Source organism: Chryseobacterium sp. Leaf404 (assembly GCF_001424145.1).
Lineage (GTDB): Bacteria > Bacteroidota > Bacteroidia > Flavobacteriales > Weeksellaceae > Chryseobacterium.
The window spans coordinates 149955-176847 of sequence record NZ_LMQM01000013.1; the positions used below are offsets into that span (position 1 = coordinate 149955).

The 26893-nt window shown below is 34.4% G+C and carries 13 protein-coding genes and 1 pseudogene; 11 read left to right on the forward strand and 3 right to left on the reverse strand.

The window, feature by feature from the left end; translation table 11 throughout:
- Positions 1-204 precede the first annotated feature (204 nt).
- A complete protein-coding gene (locus tag ASG31_RS14965) occupies positions 205-1146 on the reverse strand; it encodes a hypothetical protein (protein ID WP_131725563.1) in 942 nt (313 codons plus the stop codon).
- 418 nt (positions 1147-1564) lie between these two features.
- Here ASG31_RS14965 and ASG31_RS14970 point away from each other — a divergent pair, with 418 nt between their 5' ends.
- The 10 genes from ASG31_RS14970 (at position 1565) to ASG31_RS15015 (ending at position 19537) form a co-directional block, all read left to right on the forward strand.
- Positions 1565-3136, forward strand: coding sequence for a hypothetical protein (locus ASG31_RS14970; protein ID WP_056034466.1), 1572 nt, complete (start codon positions 1565-1567; stop codon positions 3134-3136).
- A 662-nt stretch (positions 3137-3798) separates the two neighbouring features.
- A complete protein-coding gene (locus tag ASG31_RS14975; protein WP_231433765.1) occupies positions 3799-4338 on the forward strand; it encodes a hypothetical protein in 540 nt (179 codons plus the stop codon).
- 40 nt (positions 4339-4378) lie between these two features.
- Entirely contained in the window at positions 4379-4690 is a 312-nt protein-coding gene (locus tag ASG31_RS14980) for a DUF6922 domain-containing protein (RefSeq protein WP_056034472.1), read from the forward strand.
- Positions 4691-5238: 548 nt separating this feature from the next.
- Positions 5239-5739 carry a M15 family metallopeptidase gene (locus ASG31_RS14985; protein WP_056034475.1) on the forward strand — a complete coding sequence of 167 codons (501 nt, stop codon included), beginning with the start codon at positions 5239-5241 and terminating at the stop codon, positions 5737-5739.
- Between the two features lie 85 nt (positions 5740-5824).
- The gene (locus ASG31_RS14990) at positions 5825-6862 is read left to right on the forward strand and encodes a patatin-like phospholipase family protein (protein ID WP_056034478.1); all 1038 of its coding nucleotides are present in this window, start codon (positions 5825-5827) and stop codon (positions 6860-6862) included.
- A 483-nt stretch (positions 6863-7345) separates the two neighbouring features.
- Entirely contained in the window at positions 7346-10741 is a 3396-nt protein-coding gene (locus tag ASG31_RS14995; RefSeq protein ID WP_056034480.1) for a hypothetical protein, read from the forward strand.
- A gap of 290 nt (positions 10742-11031) precedes the next feature.
- Positions 11032-15135: a hypothetical protein gene (locus ASG31_RS18405; protein ID WP_131725564.1), complete on the forward strand. Its 4104-nt coding sequence runs from the start codon at positions 11032-11034 to the stop codon at positions 15133-15135.
- A gap of 134 nt (positions 15136-15269) precedes the next feature.
- Positions 15270-17864 (forward strand): zincin-like metallopeptidase toxin domain-containing protein, encoded by a 2595-nt coding sequence (locus ASG31_RS15005; protein ID WP_056034484.1) that lies wholly within the window; start codon positions 15270-15272, stop codon positions 17862-17864.
- 2 nt (positions 17865-17866) lie between these two features.
- Positions 17867-18175: a hypothetical protein gene (locus ASG31_RS15010; RefSeq protein WP_056034486.1), complete on the forward strand. Its 309-nt coding sequence runs from the start codon at positions 17867-17869 to the stop codon at positions 18173-18175.
- Between the two features lie 426 nt (positions 18176-18601).
- Complete coding sequence (locus ASG31_RS15015; RefSeq protein WP_056034487.1) at positions 18602-19537, forward strand: helix-turn-helix transcriptional regulator; 936 nt, start codon at positions 18602-18604, stop codon at positions 19535-19537.
- 611 nt (positions 19538-20148) lie between these two features.
- Here the strand turns inward: ASG31_RS15015 and ASG31_RS15020 are convergent.
- Together ASG31_RS15020 and ASG31_RS15025 are read right to left on the reverse strand one after the other, a co-directional pair.
- Positions 20149-20457 (reverse strand): hypothetical protein, encoded by a 309-nt coding sequence (locus ASG31_RS15020; RefSeq protein WP_056034489.1) that lies wholly within the window; start codon positions 20455-20457, stop codon positions 20149-20151.
- Between the two features lie 255 nt (positions 20458-20712).
- Positions 20713-21317: pseudogene (locus ASG31_RS15025) on the reverse strand (recombinase family protein).
- 536 nt (positions 21318-21853) lie between these two features.
- Between ASG31_RS15025 and ASG31_RS15030 the strand changes: the two are divergent.
- Positions 21854-26893 carry a translocation/assembly module TamB domain-containing protein gene (locus ASG31_RS15030; protein WP_056034492.1) on the forward strand — a complete coding sequence of 1680 codons (5040 nt, stop codon included), beginning with the start codon at positions 21854-21856 and terminating at the stop codon, positions 26891-26893.

Consider the following 26893-nt stretch of genomic DNA (forward strand, 5'->3'; position numbering starts at 1 on the left):
CTGAAATTTCAATTTATTTCTAAAAGAAAAAAGGAAAAAAAAGAAAGGCATTTCATCATTGTTGCAGATTTTAATAAGCAAGTTTATCAGTAAAAATACGACCTGAAAGGTGGAGATTTTTATTGATACCTATAGGCTTGAACTTGTGTTTATAATCTGAAACTATTCCTTTGTTTTCTTTTTATTATTTTTTACAATCGTCTATTACAACCTGCGTTGTTTTTTCTTCTTTTGATGTAAAGGAATTTGCTCCGAATTATAATTGATCTCAGAATTGCCAAAATTTAAGAGAGATATTATTTGAGAAACACTTTCTGAATCTTTAAAAACTTCTTCAAATGCAGAGAAAGGTATATTGTTTTCCTGTGAAACCTTCTTACAAACATCATTAATTTCTGCGATTAACTTTTCTTTAGAGCCAGTAAATAGCTGAGGTAATTTTGTTTTCTCAAATTGCAATGTTTTGATCAAAGTATCCTTTACTGAGTCTAAATATTTTATTTTTTCGCTCGAATAAATATCGCCGCTGGATAGAACGGTGGATAATTTATTTTTCAGAATTGAACTTTCTTTTTTAAGATCAAAATTTTTGCTTTGGAGTTCTGTTATCAGTTTGTTTTTGAATTCTAATTCCTGTTTGTTTTTGCTAAGCTGTATATTGTACGTTTTGAACACTTTTTCGTAGTTATCAAGAGTTTGATCGGTTCTAATTTTTTTAAAGCCTAAGAAATCGCTTTCTTTCACAATCAAATCTTCAAACTTTTTGGAACTGAGCTCAGATTTGACACCATTTATCTTTTCATCTAGTGCTAAGAGCTCTTGTTCTTTTTTCTGGATCTTAAATTCTATAGCTTCCAATCTACCTTTTGAGCCTTCAATACCTCTCTCCATTCCCAAACATTCCGCTGTAATATCCTGCATTTTTGAATAGTGGAAAGATTGATGCTTTAAAGTTTTTCCGGTTTGCAAATCTTGCCAATCCGCAACAAGATGAGCGTGATAATTGGGTTTCCATTCTTTGGACTCTTTATCAAAATGTCCCTCATCTTTATGGATAGCAATCTGGAAAATTCTGATTTGTAATTCTTCTTCCAATCTTTTGGATAAATTATGCAAGTCAAGCATTTTTGTATCTTCTTTAATCACAACAACAGCTTCTCTGATTGGCATTGCATTTTTCTGTAATTTTCTTCCGGATTTTTCTTTACAATATGATTCAATCTTGCGTAGTCTGTCTGAAAGTTTTTCTTCTGACCAATACTCGTTTGTAGCAGTTAAGTCTTTTCTAATATAATCAAAAGTCTTCTTTCTGAAATTGTGGGCTTCGGAATCGGATTTTACTGACTTGAAATTGATAGACGTTCTCATAATTACAATTTCTTGCAAAATATCTGATCAAAAGCTGAAATATACTTCAAGGTTACAATTTGGCTTTCAATGTCCTGATGAGTTTAGAACTTAATTAAAACATGACCTGTATTGTTAGAGGATAATTTATCCTTGATCAAACTTGAATATCCTCATACTCCTTACCAATTTTACTCAAAATAAAAATCGTAATGTCATGTCACACAAAATCATTATCCCAAACACACATCCGCATCACAAAAGATTGGCGGACTCTATTAACACCTTTGCAGGAAAATTCTATATTAAATATGTATTCTTAAGCTATTTGAAGAGCTGCCAGAAACACTTTCTTATTATCCATATCAATAATATAAACCTTCCTGAAGAAATCCGAAAAAGCAAATGGATTAAAAAAGCACTGAAGCAATTTGATACGCATATATTTATAATGGATGAGCTAAATGTCGAATTAAGCTTGAAACAGGGAAGTTTATTTATGGATAGGCACTGCAATGCTTCAACTTTGATATATGAAAAGGAAGAACACCAATTTACATATCCCGAACTTTCTAAACAGTTCAAAAGATTCAGACAGTTCAGAGAGGATTATTATCGTACACGATCCCTTTTAGAAGACGAGATAGATAGAGCTAAAGAAAATGACGCTTTGTCCATGATATACCACCTCTATCTCTCATTATTCGAGCATTATATTTACCATTTGGAGATTTTATGTTTAGGCGATTATTTCGCTAAGGGTTCACTCAGTGAACGCATTTTAAGGTTGGAGGATTTTATTCCCGAACTTAAAGCTTTGATGCTGAAAAAAACCGAAAATTCCTATTTTATTATTGACGCACTTAATAGTGCCAAAGAAGCAGATAAAGAGCAAGAACCCTCGTACCTGAAAGAAGAGTTTAAAGATGCCATATTTCAGACCGAAGAGCGACTTCAAAATCTTGTGTGGGAAACTTTCGCAGAAGCCAAAAGAGAAGTCAAAAGGTCAGAACAAAAACTTGTATTGATTGAAAATAAAGCGGTTTCTCCTTACGAACCTGTTATTACAATCCTGACAAAACGTTTCCGTATCAAGGAGATTTTTCTGTTTCATCAGGAAGAAGATTATTCTGAGAACAAAAAAACAACGGTTTTGTATCTTCTTTTAATCGCCAGTAAAATAAATAATGATAGTCTTTTCAATATAATGCAGATGGTGTCCAAACAGACGGAAGGAAGATTTAATGTCGTACCGATTGCACATTCAGGGGCTTGGATACAGGAACATCTATGGGTCTATCAGGTATTTTTTCAAAAAGTGATGACTCCGAAAAATTTAATATTCCGAACAGATTTTCCAACGGTAATTCATTGGCACAGAAAACAACTCAACTCAGATACTTGTGCAGTGCTGTACAGGGATTGCAAGGAACTATACGATAAGTATAAACTATTGCGATCACAGGAAATGATACAATCAGATGAAGGTTTAGGAATGATTCTGACTATGCTATTTTATAGGATTTGCGTAATATTTCCGTATGCAACTCTTGATTATCGTCCTAACGATATCAATATCCGCATCCTTTGGAAGCTCTGTGAATATGCAGAGCCTAAGATAAAGGATTTTGGCTACCTCATTAAAAAATTGCCCTTTGACTTCTTTGAGTTCAATAATCCGCACAAGAACCTGTACAAGAACTTCTATCATCTTCAAGAAGAATATCTTGTCATCCTCGACGAACTGTTGCAGAGTTTTCTTGACTTGGTAGATAAACAGTTTGAGTAAAAAACAACCACTGCAATTGCAGTGGTTGTTTTTTATTTTAGCTATTGTAATCTTCCTTAAAAAGCGGAACATTAAATATATACTTATCTATTTTTAAGGTAGATAAATCTATTATAAATATGGATTTAAATTTAAACTCTCGGAGAGCGAAGTAGAAACTTTGTTAGGAGGAACGACTTTCAAAGTTGCGAATGAGCTCCTAACTTCTCCACGTAGTTGTAAAATCGCACGCATTTCAATAAGCAATAAATCTATTCTTAAAACAGTATTTTTGGAACATTACTTTTTACAAAACAGGCTATATTGTCATTAATGTTTGAAATGTGCAAAAAGAAGCCACCTACATATTTTAGATCTTGTTTAAGGTTTCCGACTGAAAGACGGACTTCTTAAAAATAGTGCGTACTAAAGTAACTATTCCCGGAAAAATTTGTAATTCCAATTAGTAATATCTCCATCAATAAAAGGATTCTACTTTAGACTTTCATCGACAATCGAAGTCAAATGTTTCCGTGCACTTCCATTGTACAGGCATACCTCATTTTCAGAATTATTTTTCTGAAAAATGAAGGTATGTTACATAAAGAAACTGTAAGTAAAGAAATGTGGGAACTCCTGCAAAAACCAATGAAAGATGAAATGCTAAAGGACTTCATTTTGGTGTGTTCACTACAAAAGACTTTAACTCAAAAGATTTAATTAGCTACCTGCAAAAAGAATATAAGGCAACAGATGAGATTGTTTTCGAAAATACCGTTATGACCTATATTGAAGACATAAAAGTTGACCTTTTAGCTCACAAATATCCTGTTATAGCAATCGATAAAATTTCAGAAAATGTTAGAATGATTTCAAATGATGATATTGGTGCTATGAAACTTCACACAATATTTCAAAGTGGAGCAAGGTTAAAGGATTTCGTAGATATGTATTTTCTTCTTGAAGAAAATCCTTTAAAGTCATATCTCGACAGCTACCAACTAAAATATAATGGAAATTCAAATTTAGTAGCACGTTCATTAATCTACTTTGACGGTATTAGAACACAATATGATGTTTCAATGATTCAAGGGAAAGAGAATAATTGGAAGACAATGCAGGAAAGACTCAAAAAAGCTGTTTCAAATCCCAATCTTAAATTTGGAATTTCGCTTTCAAAAAGAGCCACTCCTATCAATAAAGGAAAAGGATTTATAAGGTAATAATGTTGCGAAAAAGAGATAAAAACCTTAATTTCATAGTATGAGAATAGAAGATAAAATATTACCTGATATTCATCCTAAATTCTTTTGGGACACCGATTTTAACTTATTAAATTGGGAGAATGCCTATGTTCCTATCATTACTCGAATTATCGAAAGAGGAGGTCAAAATGAGATTGATGAAATTATAAAATATTACGGTCATGAAAAAGTTGTAAATACAATTCAAAACGAAATTTATTTTCTGCCTAGTTATGCAATTGACCGAGCAATCGACTTTTTGCCGGAACTTAAAAAAGAGGAGATGCATTGTTATCTAAATAGAAAAGATAAACCTTATCATTGGATTTAGTTTTGGAATCTTTTTTCCGGAATTTAAAATTAATATATTGTTGAGAAAATAATTCTCATAATAAAAATTTGAAAGGTGCTAATTTCCGTGAGGTACTTAAAGGCGGGAAATTAGCTTCTTTTTCCTTTTAAAAAAAAATTAAGAAGTCCGCTTTTTAGCGGACTTCTTAATTTTTGTAAACCATAAGTGGCAAAACATTAAAGTAATCGTTTTTTTGAGACTATACATAATAAGGGCGTTGTTCAGTTATAATGTTAAAGCACAACCGTTATTTTCATTAACATCATCTCAAATATAATACTGGTTCAATTTTTTTTAAAGATGATTTTGATAGTCATCTGCTAAATTACAAGTATAATGATTAGTTATGATAATAAAATAAAATACTTGAAAATTAAATGTTTTTGAAATCTTATTAATTTAAAAATTGTATATACTTGGTTTACGGATAAGATTTTCAAAAAAACTTTATTATATTTCCATATTACTATAACACGTCAAGTTCTGTCGCTACCCTCCTCTACTTTTGCTCCATTAATAAAAAATTTATGGACAAAGTAACATTACAAAGAATTGAAAAACTTCATCCTTTAATAAGGGAAGAAGTAAAGATGATCATCAAGGAATGCGATGAATCATTAACAGGAAAAGCAAAAGTAAGAATTACCCAAGGCCTTCGCAGTTTTGAAGAGCAAGAAAAACTGTATGCTATCGGAAGAATCACTTCCGGAAAAAAAGTAACCAATGCCAAAGCCGGACAGAGTATTCACAATTACGGACTGGCTGTTGACATCTGTATGATTATCGACGGGAAAACAGCAAGCTGGGATACGGTGAAAGACTGGGACAATGATAAAGTTGCAGATTGGTATGAGTGTGTGAAAATCTTTGCAAAATACGGCTGGGATTGGGGTGGAAACTGGAAAACATTCAAAGATCTTCCGCATTTTGAGAAAAAAACTATTGCTACAAAACAAGGTGTAATCAAAACGAGCTGGAGAATTCTTGCGAAGTTAAAAAGAGATAAAGAAGGCTATATTATTGCGTAATTATTATTCCTGTTTCATATTATTTTTAACACGTCAAGTTCTGTCGCCTACCCCATCTACCTTTGCTTTACCAAAGAAAAAAGCAATGAAAAAGATCGCAATATTAAGTTTAGACGGCGGCGGAATCCGGGGTATTATTACCTGCATTATTCTGCGCTATATAGAAGAACAGTTACAGATACATGATAAACCGGATGCAAAGCTCGGAGATTACTTTGACCTTATTGCCGGAAGCAGCACAGGAGCTTTAATAGCCTCAATTATTTTGTGTCCCGATGAACACCGGAAAGCAAAATATTCCATTCAGAAAGGTTTGGAACTGTATGCTGAGAAAGGAGGAGATATTTTTCAGGTTTCATTTTGGGAAAGACTTGTGAATCCTTTCGGACTTTTAAATGAAAAAATATCTGAAGAATCACTCAAAAAAAATCTGAACGACTTTTTTGGAAACCTGGAATTAAAAGAATTTATAAAACCTTGTCTCATTACGAGCTACGACATTGAAAACAGAAGAGCCAAATTATTCAACTCCTATAATGCCAGCATCAATGCAGACAATTTTTATGTCAAAGATATTTGCAGGGCTACTTCGGCTGCTCCCACTTATTTCAGTCCGGCTCAGATCAAATCGATGTACGGGCAGATTTTCAGTCTGATTGACGGAGGAATGTTTGCCAACAACCCGGCCTTATGTGCTTACGCTGAAGCGAGAAAAATTCCTTTTGCAGAAGTTCTGAAAAACCATCAAAAGGCCAATTATCCCACAGTGAATGATATGATTATTGTATCAGTAGGAACAGGAATTGAATCTAAGCCTTACTCATACAGGAAAATGCAGAAGTCCGGGAAAATCGGTTGGATCAATCCTATTATTGATATTCTTCTTTCTGCCAATGCTGAAACAGTAGATTATCAGCTTACACAAATGTTTCAGACTTTAGGTCAGAGAAACCAGAAGAATTATTTCAGAATAAATCCTTCACTCAAAAATGCTTCTTCTGCAATGGATAATGTAAGGAGATCCAATATTGAAAACCTGATCCAGGCAGGAATGTGCTATATTGATGATAACCGGGAAAGCTTAAATCAGATTGTTCAAAAGCTAATAAAAAATAAAATATAAGCAAAAATACTTATAAAGATCAACTATAAGCGAATTAGCTTATATTCAGGAAAAAGAATTAACTATTTAAAACACGTCAAGTTCTGTCGCTACAGCATTAGATTTGAAAATAAACAAGTACCAATAAATAAAAGCGTTTTCTTAATCAGCATTAATGACTTTGAAAAATAATGAAAAAAATAAAACTCAAATTATAACACGTCAAGTTCTGTCGCTTTACAGCAGTACATTTGAAGTATAAAACAAAGCACAAAAAAAACAATTCCAATTTTAAAAAGTTTTTAAAATTCAACATACAAACGATGATGAACAGCCAGAATTATGTCTAAAAATTAAATAAAAGATCATGCATATTAAAAATTAAGGTGGATATCCAAAGCCGGAAACCACCCTAAAAAATAAGGCTAAAACCTGAAGCGGCTCTAATAAAAAGAAGCTTCTAAATTTTAATCTTAAAAAAACCTGTAACAAAAATATGAATTAATGAATACAGAAGAAAATAATAACAACAATTTTAGCAACGGGAGTAATTCCTTTTGGGAAAAGATGGTTTCTTTCTGGCATAACAACAGAGATTTCGGGCAACCGGAACCTTTTTGGAAAAAGAAAGCTGATCTGGTCAACGGAACGGTGCCTACCAACCAACTTCCCAGCTATGTAGATGATATTATCGAAAGTGAAACTTTTCAAAACCTGCCCGCATCCGGCGAGAAAGGCAAAATATATATCGTAATATCCGACAATACACAGTACAGATGGAGCGGCTCAGCTTATATACAGATCAATTCAGCTGAATTTCAGATGACTACCAACACTTATCAAGAAGTAAATAATGTAAAAAGATTTATAAACAGTAACAACCATGGATACGACTTACCTATACAGGCTTTTGGTATCAATGGAGCAAAAGGAGGATATTTTTTTTACAGTGCAGGAATGGGGACTGCTCAAGTAAATTATGATGGCAATTATTTTAACTTTAAAAACTTAAATGATTCTACTTATGAAAAAGTTAGAGCATCTGAATTTGTTAAAAGTAATTCAGATAATAGTAAAATATTACTTGGCGGAGGAGGAGATAAATCTATTTCGGATTTTGCATCGATTTTATCATTAGATAACTATACTAAAACTTATAAATCATTACCCTACTTACCAAACACTAACGTTGAAAATAAATGGTTATTCTATAAAATCAAAGGAGGTACAGGTGTAGGTACAGCAAGAACTTATGAAAGATTTGATGAAGATAATATTATAATGCAAGGAGTTATAAGAGAAGGGTCAGATTTGGTTATTGGTGATAATGGCGATAATTATACAGGTCTGCTGAGAACAGTATTATATTCAGCAATAGACAAAACTATCTCCTTTGCTTTTATACACGATGATGGTTGTACAATCTATATCAATGGAATTCAAGTTTATAGAAATGATATTTATAATAATTCAGCATCTGCTACTTTTAATATTAAAGCTGGATATTCAACGATAGATTTTATCTGGGATGAGGGAAACGGGGCCGATGGTATATCTCAAATAATACCAACAATAGGCTCACAAGTTGAAAGAATATTTTTACCACAATTTGTTGACTTTGATATTGATACTTTTGTCTCAAAGTTGGGAGACACTATGTCTGGTAATCTCACAGTGCCGGATGCGTCATTAAATAATCATGCTACAAACTTCCAACAGTTGAAAAAATATGCGCCAATAGAGAAGAAAAGAACATATTTCCATAATGGTGGCCCATATAATTCAACTGTAGTTACAAGAATCTATTTACCAAATACTACGGTAAGCGATTTAGTAGTTAGACTTAATTCTTCATATCATTCCGGTAACGCAATAGGTATGATTGAATTACACTTGATTTATGGCTGTAATGACGGAGCTACTTGGGGTTGGACTTCTCAAATAATAAAAGCTTTTGGAAATACAACTAACTGGCTATTCATTGACCAGACTGTGCATTTCGATGTGGCCAAAAATAGAAATTATATCAATGTTCACAAAAATGAACCTGCTGTAAATCCTGTTTTTATTGAAGTTGAAATAAGAAACAACTCAAACGATCTCACAGATGACTCTGTTTTCTTTGAAGAGGATTTTAACACGCCAATTATTAATGAAAAGAACTTAAGTTATTTAGATAGTTCTTTCATAAAACAGGGTGGAGCAAATTATTATATTGGTTGGGATGGATTTGAGAATTACTTATTTAAAAATGATATTAATCAGGGCTATTTGTGGCATTCAGGAAATTTCAATCCAGAAGATCAGTTACCAAATGACAGTAACTGGTTAACACATCCCACAATTAACAAAAGAAAAATCATCGGAGAACTTGCCTGGAGAAATTATGGTAATGGTCACACTATATTCGATGCTTCACATGGATTGACGCCTACTAATATAAACGTAGACAATAAAGACAGTCAAGTGCCTTGGGGCCCAACATTTCCAACATTAATGGGCTTTAATGGTTTAAATACTTACGGAGTAAGAGTAGATAATGCAAGGATTGCTGATGGAATTGCAGGTTATAACTTATCTAATTTTGTCAGAATAGATGTCCCACAAACCATAATAAGTAAGAAAACATTTACTGACACAATGATAGTTCAAGGAGAAAACGTTAACTCTGGTAAAACTAAACTCTTTCTAAAGAACAATGCTTCATCAGACCAAAATTGGGCATTATCGCATGGCTCGGATTATTTTACAGAAGGGGGCTTTTTTATCGGAACCTACATTGATGGGGTATTTAACTGGAAAATGTCAGTTAATTCAAATGGAACAATTGCTTCCAATGGTGAGGGTAATTCACAATTATGGAATCAGGCATACAACTGGGGGAATCATTCCGAACAAGGATATGCAACACAAGAATGGACGTCCAACAGTTATTTCTCTAAACAAGGTGGAGATGTAAATGGTAAAATGAAAATCATTCCTGGAATTGGGGTTACCTCAAATGCTCCATCTGCCGGAGACGGCTCTGGTGCCTCGTTCTTAATCAGTGGGGATAATGGTCTTTGGGGGACAGCAATCGGTCACAACAGCTCTACTGGTGAAGCCTGGCTTCAGCCTCAAAGGTTTGATGGAGGCAATAATGTTTTTGGTATTGACATAGCACCCCTTGGTGGAGTTGTAAAAGCGAACGGAAACGAAATTTGGCACAAAGGAAACTTCAAACCTGCTGATTACCAGCCCGCAGGTGATTACATCTTATTTAATACAGATATCAGCACATTTTCCGATAGAATGTTTCATACGAGTTTTAGTTCTTATACACCAGAGGGTTTATTTTCGGCATCCGCAACACCTTTAAAAACAACCACACCAGGAGGGAAAAACATCATTTTAGGATATAGAGACTACGGTAGTGGCCAGTATTATCCGAGAATAGGTTTTACATCTGAGACAAAGTGGAGTTTAGGCCCAATTGCAGATGACTTTACGATTGGCATTAATAACGATGGAAGCGAAATTTTTAAGCTGACCCATTCATCAGCCTTCATCAATAATTCAGAAATCTGGCATGCAGGGAATTTCAATCCGGAAAGTCTTGTAGATGCACAGAAATCAATTGATCTTCAATTTATTGGAAATCCGATAGATCTGAGTGACTTTACCGAAGGAAAATATCAGTTTAATATTCTGGTAAATGCATCTGCGGATATTGATCTCAGCAATTTCAAAAGAGAAGACTCCATTATTGTAAGAAATCCCCAGCCTTTTCCATTAAGAATTCAGATCAATGGTTCGGGAAATTACATCGGGCTTAAAGAATACTCTACTACTATGTTCTATATGAGCAATGATGGAAGAATTGTTATGACCATGATGGGGCATACTGAAATTATAAACTAAATAGTTTCAAAAAAAATAAAACACGTCAAGTTCTGTCGCTTTTCAGTCCTACTTTTGAATTATAAATAAAGCCGGAAAAGAATCCCAAAAACTTACTGAAATATTTAAAATTTATCATTAAAAAAATGCTGAACAGCCAGAGCTATGTCAAAAAATAAGTATATGAATAATAGAAAATGAGGTGGATATAGATAGTCTGACACCACTTAAAAAAATAAGACTTAACTGGGAAACCATTCTACTAAAAAGAACTTCCAAAAATTTTAATCTTAAAAAAACCTACAAAAACAATGACAACAAACAACAACTCTTCGCAAACACTATTCAGATTTGCGACCATGCGTAATCCACAGTTATCTGATCCTCAAAACAAAAAGAAAAGATTTATCTTCAGACCTGAGAATTCAGCTGACGTAAGTATCTATAACGTTAAACTACCACTGGATAAAACATTATCAGTAATCTCAAAAAAAATTGATGAACAAGAAGCTACTTACGATTTAGATATCTATTCTGAGGATGATCTTAAATTATTCAATTCAGGAAATTTTTACGACCTGGCAGTTTGGGTAGCAAGAAATAAAGCCACTACCACTAAACAGGAATTTGACACTAAAATAAATGCTTACAAGACAGCAGGAAATGTATTTCCATATTTTTCTGATCTCACCCGTCTTTGGGATAACCTTGTCTATCAAATCGTTACGCAAAAAGATTTTTATACAAAAGAAACCATCATGCAGTTTTTACATTTGAATCATATTCTAGAAAATTATGATGGTACTGAACAATGCTTCAACGATATTAAAAAAGCAAAAGTTGTATTGCCTAAAGAACTTTTTAAAGTAAAAGGTGCTGCAACTGCGGGAATTGAGTCAAATATTGCACAGAAAACAGCTTTCAACAGCAGTGCGATGAAGTCTGCAGAAGCTCATCTAAATCTTCAGGATAATGAAAACCTAATGATTTCATTTCAGAAAACTGAAAAAGCGTTTAGAAAAAATGCTGATGCAGCTTACAAAATAGCATATAAAAGCTATGAGGCTGATACGAAACCGGCAGTAAAACAGATGCAGAAGGATATTGTTTCCGCAGACAACAGAAAGCTGATTTTCGAAACAAGAATCAATTATCTTAGTCAGCTCAGCGTTGCAGATCCGGAAAAATTCTATGCTAATGCAGAGCTTGAAATGGAACTCCACAGACTGAAAGAAGACATTCTGAATATTAGCTATCCTGAGACTGAAATTCCCGAGTTCGTATTTGAAAATAAAGTTCTAGAAATCGATCCGGCAGCAATTGAACGAACATTGAGTACAGAACAAAAAAATGCATTATGCAGATTATTCAATGCTCCGTCGGTTACTACTGCATTATCAGGAATCTCAACTTTTGATGAACTTTATCAAAATATCACGCAAAATAATCAGGTCTTACAGCAGACTGTTTTAAATAATACATTTTTGCCTACGCAGGTTTCAACTAATATCGGTGGTGTGGTAATTCCTGTTAATAATCTTCCAAACTATCCATTAGGACAAATCCCTTTTAGCGTAAGAACATACTCAAGAAGCTCAACAGAATGGAGCCTTCTCTTTGTATTGTCAAATACAAATCAAATTATAAGTGGAAATTATAAAATTACAGTTAATGGAACTGATTTTACTTCTAGTAGCGTTTCAAATACAGGAAGCGGCACCACTTTACTATTTGATGTTCCTAAAATTTTGGTTTCTCAAACTGCTTCTACAGGAGGATTTGTTTTACAGGGAGAAATTACTTTAGATGATGGAAATACCTATCTTTTAAATGTTACACTTATAAAAGACCCTACTGATTTAGACAGACTAACCAAAAGTCCACACTTTAAAGGAAATGCACTATTGGTAGCAAAAAAGCCTGAAATTGTAGAACCTGAGAACCCTGAAAATCCAGAAGTACCTACTTTACCTAGTGAAGGAATCGACGGTCTCTTTATCCCTTCAGGCTTTGGTATGAAGAATATCGGTATTGCAGATTACCGAAAAGTGGAGCAAAGTACCTATTGCTATGTTGAGGGCGATGTTGCTCATATTGAAAACATTATGGCTCGCGAATATAAAGAGCGTGCCACCAGAAGATTAAAGCGAAGCGAATCTCAAACAACCACATCTTCAGAAACAGAAAAAGAGAAGCTTACGGACACTACATCTACCGAAAGACATGAGATGCAGAGCGAGATCTCTAAAATTATGCAGGAAGCAAAAGATTTTGCAGCAAATGCAGGGGTCGTAGCAAATTGGAAAATTGGTGATGCTGGTTTCAGCGCAAGTGCTAATGCAAGCTATGCGACTCATAATTCTAAAGAAGAAAGCAACCGTCAGGCAGTTACAGAAGCAAAAGACATTACTGCAAGAGCTTTAGACAGAATTGTAACTAAGGTAAAAGAAGAGCGTATTGATAAAATTCTTGAAGAATATGAGGAAAATAACAAACATGGTTTCGACAACACCAAAGGTAACAGTCATGTAGTTGGTGTATACAGATGGGTAGATAAAGTTGTGAAAAATCAAATCTACAATTATGGCAAACGTATGATGTTTGAGTTTATGATTCCTGAACCAGCAAAACTTCACAAATTAGGAATGACATCTAAAAGTTCCGAAAATACGATTGTGAAACCTATAGATCCTAGAACAGCAGATTTTCATAAAATGGAAAATAGCGCTTCACTGGACGGTATTTTGGGTGAGACAGTTTTAAAATACTGGGCTGGAAAATTCAACATCGAAGCAGATGAAAAACCAAAAGAAATAATTTATCTGGGAAAAGCCTTTGAATTTGCAAGTAATGATCATAATCAGGCTCAAACAAAGGCAGGTATGATTAATATTGCCGAAGGATACAGAACTATTGAAGCGTGTGCTTCATTATCCTGCTCAGGACCTGGAGGAAATACGGGTTGGGGTTCAACAATTTTCATCAGTATGGGAAATGTCACTAGACATTATCCTTATCAGCACACTCCAGAGAGAAATACCGGTTTTATGACTGTTGCAGAATTTAAGGACGAATTCCCTGTTTCGGTAGGATTTACTAATCTTCACATTTTAGATTTAAACGTAAGTGTAAAGTGCCAGCTTACCCAAGAAGCTAAAAATGCTTGGCTTCAAAAAACTTTCAACAAAATCATAGAGGCCTATGAAATCGAGCTTGAAAAATACAATCAGGTTTTAGCAGAAGCAAGAGCGCTGGGAGTACAGATCAAAGGTTCAAACCCCGGTTTCTACAGAAAAATTGAAAATACAATTTTACGAAAAAACTGTATTTCTTATATGTTGGATCAGGATCCTAATGTTGAGCTTACTTTTGGGAAGAAGAGATACAAAACCAATAACGGTTTGGCTGAAACTTTCCTTAACACAAACATTAAGGTAGATGAAAAACTGGATCAGTATGCAGCGTTTGTAAAATTCATGGAACAGGCTTTTGAGTGGGATATTATGAGTTACTACCTGTATCCTTTCTACTGGGGAGAAGACAAATCATGGCCGGATCTTTATCAGTTTGAAGACAATGACCCTACCTTCAGAGCATTTATGCAGTCTGGTATGGCAAGAGTAATTGTTACAGTAAGACCTGGATTTGAAGAAGCGGTAAGACATTATCTTTCTACAGGTCAGATCTGGAATGGCGGAGAAGTACCGGTAATCGATGATGAACTATTCTTATCAATTGTAGACGAGCTTCGATCTGCAGAAGGAACAAAAGAAGGAGAGCCATGGAGAGAAAAAATTCCTACAGCTTTAACAATTCTTCAGGCAGATTCTATCGGTTTGAGAGTTGAAAAAGCTTTGCCTTGTAACTGTGAACCAGGAGTGAAATTTGACGATCAGCTGGGAGAAATGTGCGGAAGCAATTTTGCGCTCAACAATAACCAGGTTGGTCAGTCATCTGATAAATGGGTAGAGATCAGTTTTAATGAAATGGATGATATATCATTCAAGACAATTCAAGATTATGTTGATGCCGGTGTTTATCCTAAAACATTTGAGTGTCTTGGAAATACATTTGAAATAGGAGACGAATTGGATAAATCCGAACCTTCCATAAAGCTCTATAAAAGAATTGCCGATGAAATCTCACAGATTGAAGGCGTGGAAGCTTATCCTACAGGAGAAAATGGTATCACTTTTAAAGTAAACGCAAGACTTATTAAAAACTTTGATTTTGGCGAAGTAGATGCTAATCCTGAAGAAAAGAAATTTGCCTTCACTACTGATGCAGATACCTATTTGAAAGTTACATCGCCAGTGGTACAATTTGGAATAGAGAAAATTTTAGATAAAGACGGGCAGACTCTTACTTCTGATGAGTATAGCAATCAGGCTCCGCTTTCTAAATTTTTAGTGTAATCTTTTTAAAATTTTCAATCATGAATCGGGCAAAACCCGAGGTTACATGGCAGCACTTTATCGTGCTGCCTTATAACCATCATGAAATTTTGAAAGTGAATAATGAATTGTTTAACAACTAAAAACGAAGAAAAATGAGTGATTTTAAAAATATTGTTGAATTTTTTCGACTTCGGAGAAGATCAGAAGAAGCGGAAAAAAATCTTGCTCCGGAAACGGAAACACTTTTGAATAGCATAGAAGATGACACCAATTATAAGGTAGACAAATATACTTTTGAAACAAATTTTAACAAATACAAACGTATTTTTAATTTTTTAGATGATAGTATTGATGAAAAAATTTACATCTTAGAAACACCTACAGAAAAAAAATATTTCGTAAAAGTATCAATTAACCAGTATCGCAATCTCCAAGATGGAACTTTGGGAATTATTTCCGTTAATTCTGCCAAAGAACTGACAATCGACTTTGATACAAGTGCCTACATTTATGACAGTGACAAACACAGAGTTGTGACGGTGGTAACATCAATAAATGAAGTCGTTATTTTTCCTGATATTATATCTTACGATCCAAATAGTGAATTCATGAAGGATATTGAAGATGGTGAAACTTTGGATTACGATTATAAAGATGATGTCACTACTTTTGGGAAAATTATAAAAGTGCTTTTTGATAATGTATCTTATATTTGGGAAAACCCTGACAAAAAAGTAAATATAATTAAAGCCAACAAAGCCGGTAAAATCAATCTAATACCTTATTTAGATGTAGATTACCGACATTGGAATTATACTCTGAAATACCGATACTACGAAAAAAGTTATCGTCCAAAAAACCATTTGAAAAATGATGAATGTGCCATTGTAATAAAGTTTACAAGTATTGGAGGTTTACTTTCTTATCTTAATGAAACCTTGTTTAGTCAGGGATTTTCTATAGAAGAAGGAGAAAATGAAAATATTATCAGAGATTATTTTAGGTATCAGTTTAGGATTCAGATTATTAAAGCTATAGAAGATAGCCTAAAATACAATCCTACTAAGAAAGAATATGAGGATGCAATGAAAACCCTTTTCTATTTACCGGAATCTGTGACATCGATATTTAGTGATGATTTTTTATGGATGCTTCTAGAGATGGCAATAAAAGGAGACAATCTCACCAACAAAACAAATATCGCTGAAGAGAATATCTTTGTGAAACTTCTAAAGGTGATTTTGGAAAAAGAAGGCAGAGAAGTACGATTGATGAACTGGTTTCTTGAGGTAATAAAAGACGGAGATAAAAACATTACGAAGTTTGAATTTATTTATGATAGAATCAATGGTGCTAATTTTATCGAATTTGTAAAACTGATTAATAAAGCTTGGAAAAAATCAAGATTTATTTATCCAGACACAGAAAAAAATTCTGAATTTGCTACCACAGACGGGCTGCTATTTTTACCATACAGTTCCGAAAAAACATTGGGCTTTTATTTCAGCAATGTAAGCCTGTCTTTCGAAACCCATCATCAAAAAGGAAGATTACTGAAAACTGAGTATGAAACGGGTAAAACCCAAAAAGTGACTAAAGTACATCCTAAAGCGGGAACTTATGAGGTTGACGAAGAAATAGTAGATCAGTTCTGGTATCATCCTTTCTATCCTATTTACCTGAAGGACATAGAAAAGCAGGAAACAGATATCAAGCTGGACTCTATTGTTCCTGCCTTTATGCTAAAGGCCAATCAAGAAAAGCAATTCTGGAGCAACGTCATCACTACGGCAGAATATGCTGCAGATATTTTAACGACTATTTCGGGAGTAGGAAATATTGCAAAGTTCAGATATTTGGCTAAGTTTGCAAGTAAAGCTGGTAATCTCCGCTTTGTAAGTGAGGCAGGTAGAGCAGTAGTAGCGGCAAGAAAAGCTGTGGCAGCAACGGCAGCAGTAGTAGAAATTACCAGCGGTACGGTAAATGCATTATTGAAACTTACCGGTGCAAGAGATACAGAATGGGGTAAAGCATTATCTGAATATCTATTTTGGCTAGAGTTATTATCTTTATCGGGTGAACTTACAGTCGCAATTCACAATGGGTTGAGGAAAAGTGCTAAAAAACTGGTAGAAAAACCGGAAGATGCAGCCGAGCTGGAAAAACAACTTGATGATTTAGTTGAAAACGGACAGCTTTCTCGCAGACAGGCCGATGAAGCTATTGACGAATTAACTAAAGTTGCAGGACTTGACATGAGGCAAGTTGATTTATTTCCTGGAGGAAGTCAGTTTGAAGTCTTATCTTCAAATCTGTTAAAAAAATACATTCGTGAGCTTGATTTGAAAATGTTAAAGCATAACTTAAAACTTGAAATAGTTTGGATAGATGAAACACATAACATGTATCTTACGGGATTAAAAGGTAGAGTTCTGGTATATGAGAGTGGTCCTATTAAACTTCTGATAAGAAAAAACTGTCCTAAAATGGCATGGTTTCATGAAAATGTTCATATCGATGACTTATTAAAATTAGGTAGAAAAAACTATAGAAAAATGGTTGCTGAAAAACCTTGGGAGTTGGAATGGAATGTTTGGGAAGAAATTTACAAAACCAAAAATAAATACCGAGAAGAAGAATTAGTCAGTGCCTACAAATATGTTAAATATTTTTTCAAAGAGAATAAGCAGCCCTTTTTGGAAAATCAAGAAATGGAAAAGTTAATTTTAAAATATTCAATAAAATAATTATGAAACATACAGAAGATCAGATAAAAAAAATCATAGCAAAGGTTTATAAAGATTTAAAATTGGATCATAATGATCAATACCCTATAAGACTAATTTTTTGGAAGAAAGAGGATAAGGATAACAGATTTAATATGGATTATTGGGCTGGATGCTATGACTATTCAAAAGGTTTCCCGCCTAATGAAATATATGAAAATTACATAATCACAATAAGTGATAAGGATAAAACACCTATATCTTTATTGATTTCTTTCGAAGAGCTTAAGATTAATTTAGATAAAAATGGAAATTATGCTTTTGACAAATAGATAATGAAAAAATATATATTGTCACACTGCCGCACGATTCTATCGTGTGGCTTTTTTAAACATAATTCTCACAATTGTATTATTTTTATCTTATATAAACATAATAACGAGTCAAAATTACATTTCAAAAATTAACTTATCGAACTATGAAGGAGTCTGAACAAGTATATAATGCTATTAAAAATGATGTTAAATATATACATTATGTAAAATAATAAAATCTATATTTATAAGTTTTTGCTATCATAGGCTGGCTGAATGTATTTAGCAGAAATGATACAAATACATTTTTTTTGAAAACTTAATAAAATATTCCAAAATTTATCCACAAAAAATAAAACACGACATCTTTTGTCGCATTAAGCCAATATATTTGGTGTAGCAATTTTTAGTAATAAGATTGCAGGCATAAAAAACAAATATTAGATGAAAAAAGATTTTTACCTGGCAAGATATGCTTTAATAATAAAGAAATTAGAAACCTCTCCGGCAGATTATTCTCAGCTTGAAGACTACCTGCTAACCTCTTTCGAGTTTCAGGATGCAGGCGTACAAAGCTACTCTATCCGTACTTTGCAGAGGGATATTCGTGAGATTTCCAGACTTTTTAACCTGACCATTCACAACAAAAAAAAGGGCGACAAAAGATATTACATCGATGGCCGCCCGGATATGGAAGTGGATGAGTACAACCAGAAATTATTAGAAACTTTTCAGGTAAACAATGCCATCAACCAACGACCGGATTTTGCAGGAACCGTCTTTTTTGAAAGCAGAAAACCCTCGGGTGTAGATCATTTCTACGATCTCTTCTTTGCCATCCGCAACAAAAGAATTGTTGAGTTTGAACATTACAATTACAAGAATAAAGTAATGACTTCAAGAAAGGTTCATCCATTGGCTTTAAAACAATCTAAAGACAGGTGGTATCTCATTGCTGTAGACACTAACGACAAAGCTTTAAAATCATTCGGCTTAGACAGAATCAATTATCTGGATGTTTCAGATAAATCTTTCAGGGAAAAATACAATTTCAATTTAAGAGAACATTTCCGAAATGCTTTTGGAGTCATGAATCTCTCCGAACAAAATCCTGAAAAAATAGTCCTGAGATGCAGCCGTCATCAGGGAGAATATATCCGTAGTTTTCCTCTGCACCATTCTCAGAAAGAAATCCGTGAAACTCCCCAAGAAATAGATTTTGAATTTTTCCTTCATCCAACTTACGATTTCATGCAGGAGATCCTTTCCTACGGAAAAGAAGCTACTGTTCTTGAACCTAAATCATTTTCTGATCAGATATTTCAACAATTGCAGGAGACACTCAACAATTATTTAAAAGGCTCTCCAATTAAAATTTAATTTTAAATTCTCAAATTAGAATTTTCTTTTTTATGCTTTTGAAGTTTATAATTGTTCGAAAAGTTACTTCTCTTTTTTTTTCATTGCTAAAATGGATAATGTTTTCAAGTTCGTAGAAATTAAAAGCAAGCCTGTGGTTGAGATTTTCACATCGTTTTTAAAAACTTAAAATATTTTTTGGTAATCTTAAAAACTTTTCTTTCTGTAATCTTATAACTTTTTAGAAAATAAAAATTATATGCATTATATAACCAATATAATTTATTTACTTGTTTTGCAGAAAGAATTTAAAATGTTATCGTTTTTTGATATTTTAATAGCAATTAATAACGTTTTGCAGATTTGCGATGGCGGGTTTTTTACTTCAAATCTTCATTCGGAGCAATGAGCTTCAACCTTGCACAAATGTGTCAGCGGAGCGCGAAACCCCGTCTATTGCAATGTGCTATTATGGGCTGGGCTTTTGTCGGCTGTTGTCATTTGAAAAGTTGTTTTACGTTGTCAGTTAATTCAAGATGTTCGCCTTCGTCATCTGAACCAAACAATTTCTGCCAAAACGTTTTTGATTTTGCTTCAGCTTTTACAAATACGAACAATTCTTGTCCGTCAAGTTATTTTGGATAAATTAATCTAGTCGCCCAATTTGTCGAGGCGAAAAGTCCAGGTGCTATTTCGCAATTAAGTTTTTCTCCTAACTGTTTCCAAAACTGTTCATGGTCAACTGCAAGTGTCGGTGCTTGCCACCATTGGTCAACAGTATCCGCAAAAACAAAAAACCAGTCGTCTGCCATTGGTCCAGCCGAGGTTGTATATTCTCCTATGAACTTGATTTTATCAATGTCAAGAGTCCACATATTTTGTGGGTCTTGCTCATAAACTACTTTGTCGTCTTTAATTGTCAGTTTATTTGTAGGTGTCATTTTGTTTATTGCGTGTCTGTCTTAGCCTTGCCCATAACTTGTATATACACGCTGTATTATAGCGCATATCGATCCAAATACGACTGGATATGCGATAAAATACATGCTTTTATCTCTCTTCAGTTTATATGACCTAATCAAAGATAATTAATATAATCTGATAACAATTGTAGTTACCATAAATTAAAAAATAAATTACAAATTCCATTTCTTGGGTTATCTGCAGACATTTTTTTTTGAATAAGATGATTCTGTTTATTTCTTAATTCCCATATTCTTTATTTCTGCATCTGTATGATTATCAAGAATCTTGGCATACCGATAAAAGGTAGCCCTAGTCAATCCAAAAGGCTTATAAATATCTTCCGGACGTTTAGTGACATCCTTATATATATTACGTAGGAGTAATAATTTAGAAGTTGTTTCTGCAGTATAGCCTTTCGGCCTGCCTCCCAACCTACCTCTTGCTCTTGCAGACTGTAAGCCTGCATTAGTTCTTTCTCTTATCAACTCTCTTTCATATTCCGCCAGAGAAGCCATGAGATTCAAAAATAGTCGTCCATTGATAGTTGCAGTATCTACACCATCTACAAGACCTTTTATTATAATTCCTTTATCACTCAAACTTAAGACAACATCGATAATATTTTTCAAACTTCTCCCTAATCGATCTAACCTCCAAACATAAAGTTCATCACCTTCTCTGAACTGTTCAATCATTTTATCAAGTTCCGGGCGATTCTTTGTTGCGCCTGAAATTTTCTCCTGATAAATTTTCTCACAACCTCCTTTTCTAAGGCTTCAATTTGTAAATCCAAATTTTGATCTTTCGTTGAAACCCGGGCATATCCTATTTTCATATTTTGTTACATTAAAGTCATACTCGGTAAATTTATGAAACTTTGTTTAATGATACGAGATTTTGAGAAAGTTTATTGAAAAAATTAGATTTTAAAATTCACATCTTTTAAAATCAAATACTACCGAATTATTTAGGCACTATTGCAACGAGAAATTATCTTATTATAGCTTATTAGTAGTAAAAAAAATTATTTACAGCACGAATTTAATTTCGCCAACATTTCCAAATCAGCAGCTAATTGGTTCGATATTTGTTCATCTTGGACTACAAAACCACTCTTTTTAAGGGTGGTTTTTGGTTTTTAAATCACTCCTTCCGCCAGCCTCAATGCAATTTCTGTGGAGTATTCTACTTTGGTTATTACGCAAATCTTTCCACAACATTACATTGCATTACATTACGTTACTTTATTTTTTATTATCTGATACCATAAAGGTGACTAAAGTGGGATTTATCTTCTGTTATGGCGTAATCATTGCAGTAGGATTTAACATAACTTTTTAAGGACTGCTAATCCTCCTAAAAACGCCACTTTTGACACTAAAACTAAATTATCGGAAGCTTCTCAAGCGCATCGGAATTTTTATTATTTCGGTGATTCTGCTTTTGACCCTACTCATTCTCAGCCTTCGTCTTCCAGCTGTTCAGAACTTTGTAAAAGATAAACTGATTGTCTATCTGGAAAAAAAAATCAAAACTAAGGTAAGCCTTGACAGAGTTTACATAGCTTTCCCTAACAGTCTGGTGATGGAAAACCTTTATCTGAAAGGGCAGAATATAGACACATTGCTTGCCGTTAAAAAATTCGATGTAGGTTTAGATATGTGGCAACTCATTAAATCAAAAGCCGATATCACGTCCATTAACCTGGAAGGTGTACGGGCCAACGTGGTAAGAGATTCAAAAGGGAAATTTAATTTTGATTATATAATTGATGCTTTTGCGACTTCTGATAAAGAGCAGGAACAGAAGCCTTCAAAGCCTTTCATTATTTCTTTAGACAAAATCAAACTAAAAGATATTGGCGTTACTTTCAATGATCAGCAGTCTAAAAACGACATCCAGGCTTATTTTAAATCTTTCGATACAAGAGTTAAAACGTTTGACCTTCAAAACAACAGTTACGCAGTAAACGATATTAATCTTGACGGATTAAAATTAAAACTGAAACAGGATCTCGTAGAAGAAGTGGCCAAAAATGTGGAGCAGACTGTTGATTCACTCAATCAGAAAAAGCCAATGAAACTGGGCTTGAACGGAATAAAACTGACCAATTTCAATATTGATTACGGCGATGATAATTCCAAAACTTTCGCTAAAGTTTTATTTAAAGAATTAAGCACAAAAGTAAACAAAATTGATCTTGAAAATAATGATTACAACGTTGGAAATATTTATTTGACGGCCGCAAATATCAACGCCAATTTATTTTCACCTACTGAAAACGCCAATCCGAAAAAGGATGAAAATCCTGAAATCTCTAAAAATTCAACGAAAGAAAAAGCGATGAAAGTGATTTTGGGAAAATTACTTTTGGATGATGTAAAAGTAGCTTACAACAACACTGCAGTAGCTCCTACCCGCTCCGGAATGGATTTCAATCACCTGAATTTTGCCAAACTGAATCTCGACGTCAGAAATTTTAAAATGGAAAACAATGGTTTTGCCGGTTCTGTAAAATCAGCAGAAATTCAGGAAGCGAGAGGTTTGAACGTGCAAAAATTCAACACTGATTTTGTTTACAGTGAAAAAGAAGCGTATCTGAAAAACCTTTATCTGCAGACTCCGAAAACGATTTTGAGAGATGAAGTGGCTTTAAATTATAATTCTATTGAGCAACTTTCTTCCAATCTTGGAGCGGTAAAGATTTCAGCCGATATCCGTGATTCAAAAATTGGTTTTGCCGATATTTTAAATATTGTTCCGACTTTAAGAAATACGGCTCCCTTCAACAAATATCCGAATGCCACTTTAAATGTTAACGCATTCGTAAGAGGTACTGTAAACGATCTGGCAATTCAGAATCTGAAAGTTTCAGGTTTGGATCAGTTGAAAGTTTTGGCTTCAGGAAAAATCAAAAATGCAATAAATCCTAAGCAACTGTATTATGATTTGAATGTTGCTGAGCTTTCTATTGCGTCAAAAACGATTTACAATTTAGTTCCTAAAAATACAATTCCCACAAATATTACTTTGCCTTCCTTCATGACAATTCGGGGAACGGCTAAAGGGACTACTCAGGTTGTTGATACCAATCTGCGTCTTACTTCAACGTTAGGCAACGCTGCAATTATTGCAAAAGCTGATTTACGGAGAAAAAACAGAGAAACATTTGACGTCAAAGCCAATCTTCAGAGCCTTAAGATTGGAAAAATCATTCAGAATAAGGAATTGGGAAGCATTACCGCACAAATAAATGCAAAAGGAGAGGGCTTTGATCCTAAAACAATGTCTGCAAATCTTCTGGGCGATGTGAAATCTGCAACTTACAAAGGCTATACCTATCAGAATATGAATCTGAAAGGCAAAATCAACCGTGGAGCTTATGATATTGATCTGAATTCAAAAGATCCGAATGCCAATTTACATCTGGCTGCTTCGGGTGTTTTTAATGACAACCCTACGGTGAAAGTCAATGGAAATATCAACAAATTAGATCTCAACAAACTCGGTTTTTACAGTTCGCCTATGATTATCGCCGGTGGAATTGACGGAGATTTTAAAAGTCTAGATCCCGACAATCTGAACGGTTACTTAAACTTACAGAATTTTGCAATTTCAGATACCAAAGAAGTTTATCCGCTTCAGGAGATTAAATTGAATGCAGCTTCTACGTTAGATTCAACCTTAATTAAATTCAATTCTCAGATTGCTGATGTTGAACTGAACGGAAAATATAAACTGACGCAGATTTTTGGAGCTTTAACGCAGACTTTTAATCAATACTATCAGTTTCAAAAGCCTGGGAAAGCTCAGAAGATTGATGCCGGACAGTTTTTTACCATAAATGCAAAGATTAAAAATGATGACTTAATCAGAAAATTCGTTCCTGAACTGAAGAGTTTTGAAACCATCAATATTAAAGGAAACTATAATGCAGATTCTCAGGCAATTGAGCTGGACGCGCAGATTCCACAGGTTTTATACGGAACCAACACACTGGAAAATACCAGCTTAAAAATCACCAACGAAAATCAAGCTTTACAGTATGATTTGAGTGTTGCATCGTTAGCCAGTGAAAGTTTTGCTTTAAAAAAAGTAAATATCAATGGCGATGTTGCTCAGAATATCATCAATTATAACATAACAACCAAAGATGATAAAGATGCAACCCAATTCCTGATTGCCGGAAATGCCAAATCGATGAATGACATCACGGAAATCTCTTTAAAACCAAACGGTTTAAAACTGAATTATATGGACTGGACGGTTGCCGAAAACAACAAAATCTCAATTTTCAGTCAGGGAATTGTGGCGGATAATTTCACCCTGTCAAATTCGGGAGCGGAAATCTCATTACAGTCTGAAAGCAGTTCACCAGCAAGCCCTTTAAATGTTTCGCTGAAGGATTTTAAAATCGAAACCCTCACAGAAATTATAAAAAAAGATTCACTTTTAGCCAAGGGAACAATCAATGGAACGGCACAACTGAGAGATTTAACCCAAAATATGACTTTCACTTCAGATATTGACGTGACCGATCTTTTTGTATTTGGAAGTCCGGTTGGGAATTTAGACATTAAAGTCAATAACCAGTCTGCCAATCTTCTGATTGCCGATATCGCTCTCTCCGGGAATAATAATGATGTGAAAATTACAGGAAACTACAACACTTCATTAAGCAGTTTTGATTTGGATTTGGCAATGAATCAGCTTCAGATGAAAACACTGCAGGGTTTTACCGCAAATGCAATTACCAATACGGAAGGTTTTCTTTCTGGAGATTTAAAAATTACAGGAACGACCACAGCACCAAAAATTCTGGGTGATGTGAAAATGAATAATGTTGGCCTGATGATTTCCCAGACCGGAAGTGATTTCAGAGGAATCAACGACAAAATAGGATTTACCAGCCGTGGAATTGAGTTTGATAATTTTAAAATCAAAGACAAAGACGGAAATTCTTTAAATATCGACGGACAGGTTTTGACGCAGACTTACAAAGACTTTAAATTTAATTTAGATCTGGATGCAAAAGATTTCAAAGTAGTGAATTCTGAAAAATCTAACGATGCGATGATGTACGGAATTTTAGCAATTGACGCAGCCTTGAAAGTTCGTGGAAATTTAGATTTACCAAAAGTTGACGGACGACTGGCAGTTTCAAAAAACACGGATTTTACTTTTATTTTACCACAATCCAGCCCTTCATTGCAGGAAAGAGACGGAATTGTAGAATTTATTGATCAGGATCAGATCGCTTTAAACCAAACCATAAAAGCAGACTCAATTGACGCTCAGAGTCCCATAAAAGGTTTGGATGTGAATGTGAATATCGAGTTGAGCAAAGAAGCAAAAATGTCTATTGTAATTGATAAAGCAGCAGGAGATTTCGTAAAACTTCAGGGTGAAGCAGATCTTACGGGAGGAATTGACCCTTCAGGAAAAGTAACTCTGGTGGGCGTTTATGCTGTAGAAAAAGGAAGTTATGAAATGTCTGTAAGCTTGTTGAAAAGAAAATTTGATATTCAGCAGGGAAGCACAATTACCTGGACTGGCGAACCTACAACCGCGAATCTTGATATCACTGCCATTTATAAAACGCAGACCGCACCGATTGACCTTGTGGAGCAGCAGGTTGATCAGGCTAATCTGAACCAGTATAAACAGAGAATTCCATTCAATACATTATTGATTTTAAAAGGCGAACTTTTGAAACCGGAAATTACGTTTGACATTACCACAGACGAAAAAAACAACGCCGTTTCCTCTGAAGTTACCGATACTGTAGACGGAAAACTTGCTCAGCTGAGACAGGATCCTAATGAGATGAACAAGCAGGTTTTTGCTTTGCTTTTACTCAACAGATTTGTGGGTGAAAATCCTTTCGAAAGCAATTCCGGGGTTTCTGCGGAGACGATGGCAAGACAGAGTGTGAGTAAAATACTTTCTCAGCAGCTGAATAATTTAGCCGGAAATTTAATCAAAGGAGTTGACCTGAATTTTGATCTGGAATCTACCGAAGACTACTCTACCGGAACGCAAAACACCCGAACTGACCTGAATGTTGGTTTAAGCAAAAAATTACTGAATGACCGATTGAAAGTCTCTGTAGGAAGCAATTTCGGAGTTGAAGGCGAGGCCAGACCTGATGAAAATACAACCAACATTGCCGGAGATGTAACTATTGATTACAGCCTTTCGCGAGACGGAAGATACATGTTGCGGGCTTACCGTAAAAATGAATATCAGGTTGCATTACAGGGACAAATTGTGGAAACCGGACTTGGTTTTGTAATTACTTTGGATTACGATAAATTCAGGGACATTTTCAGAAAATCGAGAAATAACCGTAACCGGGAAGGTGTCGAGAATAAAAGAAATAAAGATAAAGAAGTCGTAGAATTCAAATAA

Excerpts from the sequence above, each read along its gene's own strand:
- ASG31_RS14980 (WP_056034472.1), top strand. The coding sequence starts at position 4,379 with ATGAGAATAGAAGATAAAATATTACCTGATATTCATCCTAAATTCTTT.
- ASG31_RS14970 (WP_056034466.1), top strand. The coding sequence starts at position 1,565 with ATGTCACACAAAATCATTATCCCAAACACACATCCGCATCACAAAAGA.
- ASG31_RS15020 (WP_056034489.1), bottom strand. The coding sequence starts at position 20,457 with ATGACACCTACAAATAAACTGACAATTAAAGACGACAAAGTAGTTTAT.
- ASG31_RS18405 (WP_131725564.1), top strand. The coding sequence starts at position 11,032 with ATGACAACAAACAACAACTCTTCGCAAACACTATTCAGATTTGCGACC.
- ASG31_RS15015 (WP_056034487.1), top strand. The coding sequence starts at position 18,602 with ATGAAAAAAGATTTTTACCTGGCAAGATATGCTTTAATAATAAAGAAA.
- ASG31_RS15005 (WP_056034484.1), top strand. The coding sequence starts at position 15,270 with ATGAGTGATTTTAAAAATATTGTTGAATTTTTTCGACTTCGGAGAAGA.
- ASG31_RS14990 (WP_056034478.1), top strand. The coding sequence starts at position 5,825 with ATGAAAAAGATCGCAATATTAAGTTTAGACGGCGGCGGAATCCGGGGT.
- ASG31_RS15010 (WP_056034486.1), top strand. The coding sequence starts at position 17,867 with ATGAAACATACAGAAGATCAGATAAAAAAAATCATAGCAAAGGTTTAT.
- ASG31_RS14995 (WP_056034480.1), top strand. The coding sequence starts at position 7,346 with ATGAATACAGAAGAAAATAATAACAACAATTTTAGCAACGGGAGTAAT.
- ASG31_RS14985 (WP_056034475.1), top strand. The coding sequence starts at position 5,239 with ATGGACAAAGTAACATTACAAAGAATTGAAAAACTTCATCCTTTAATA.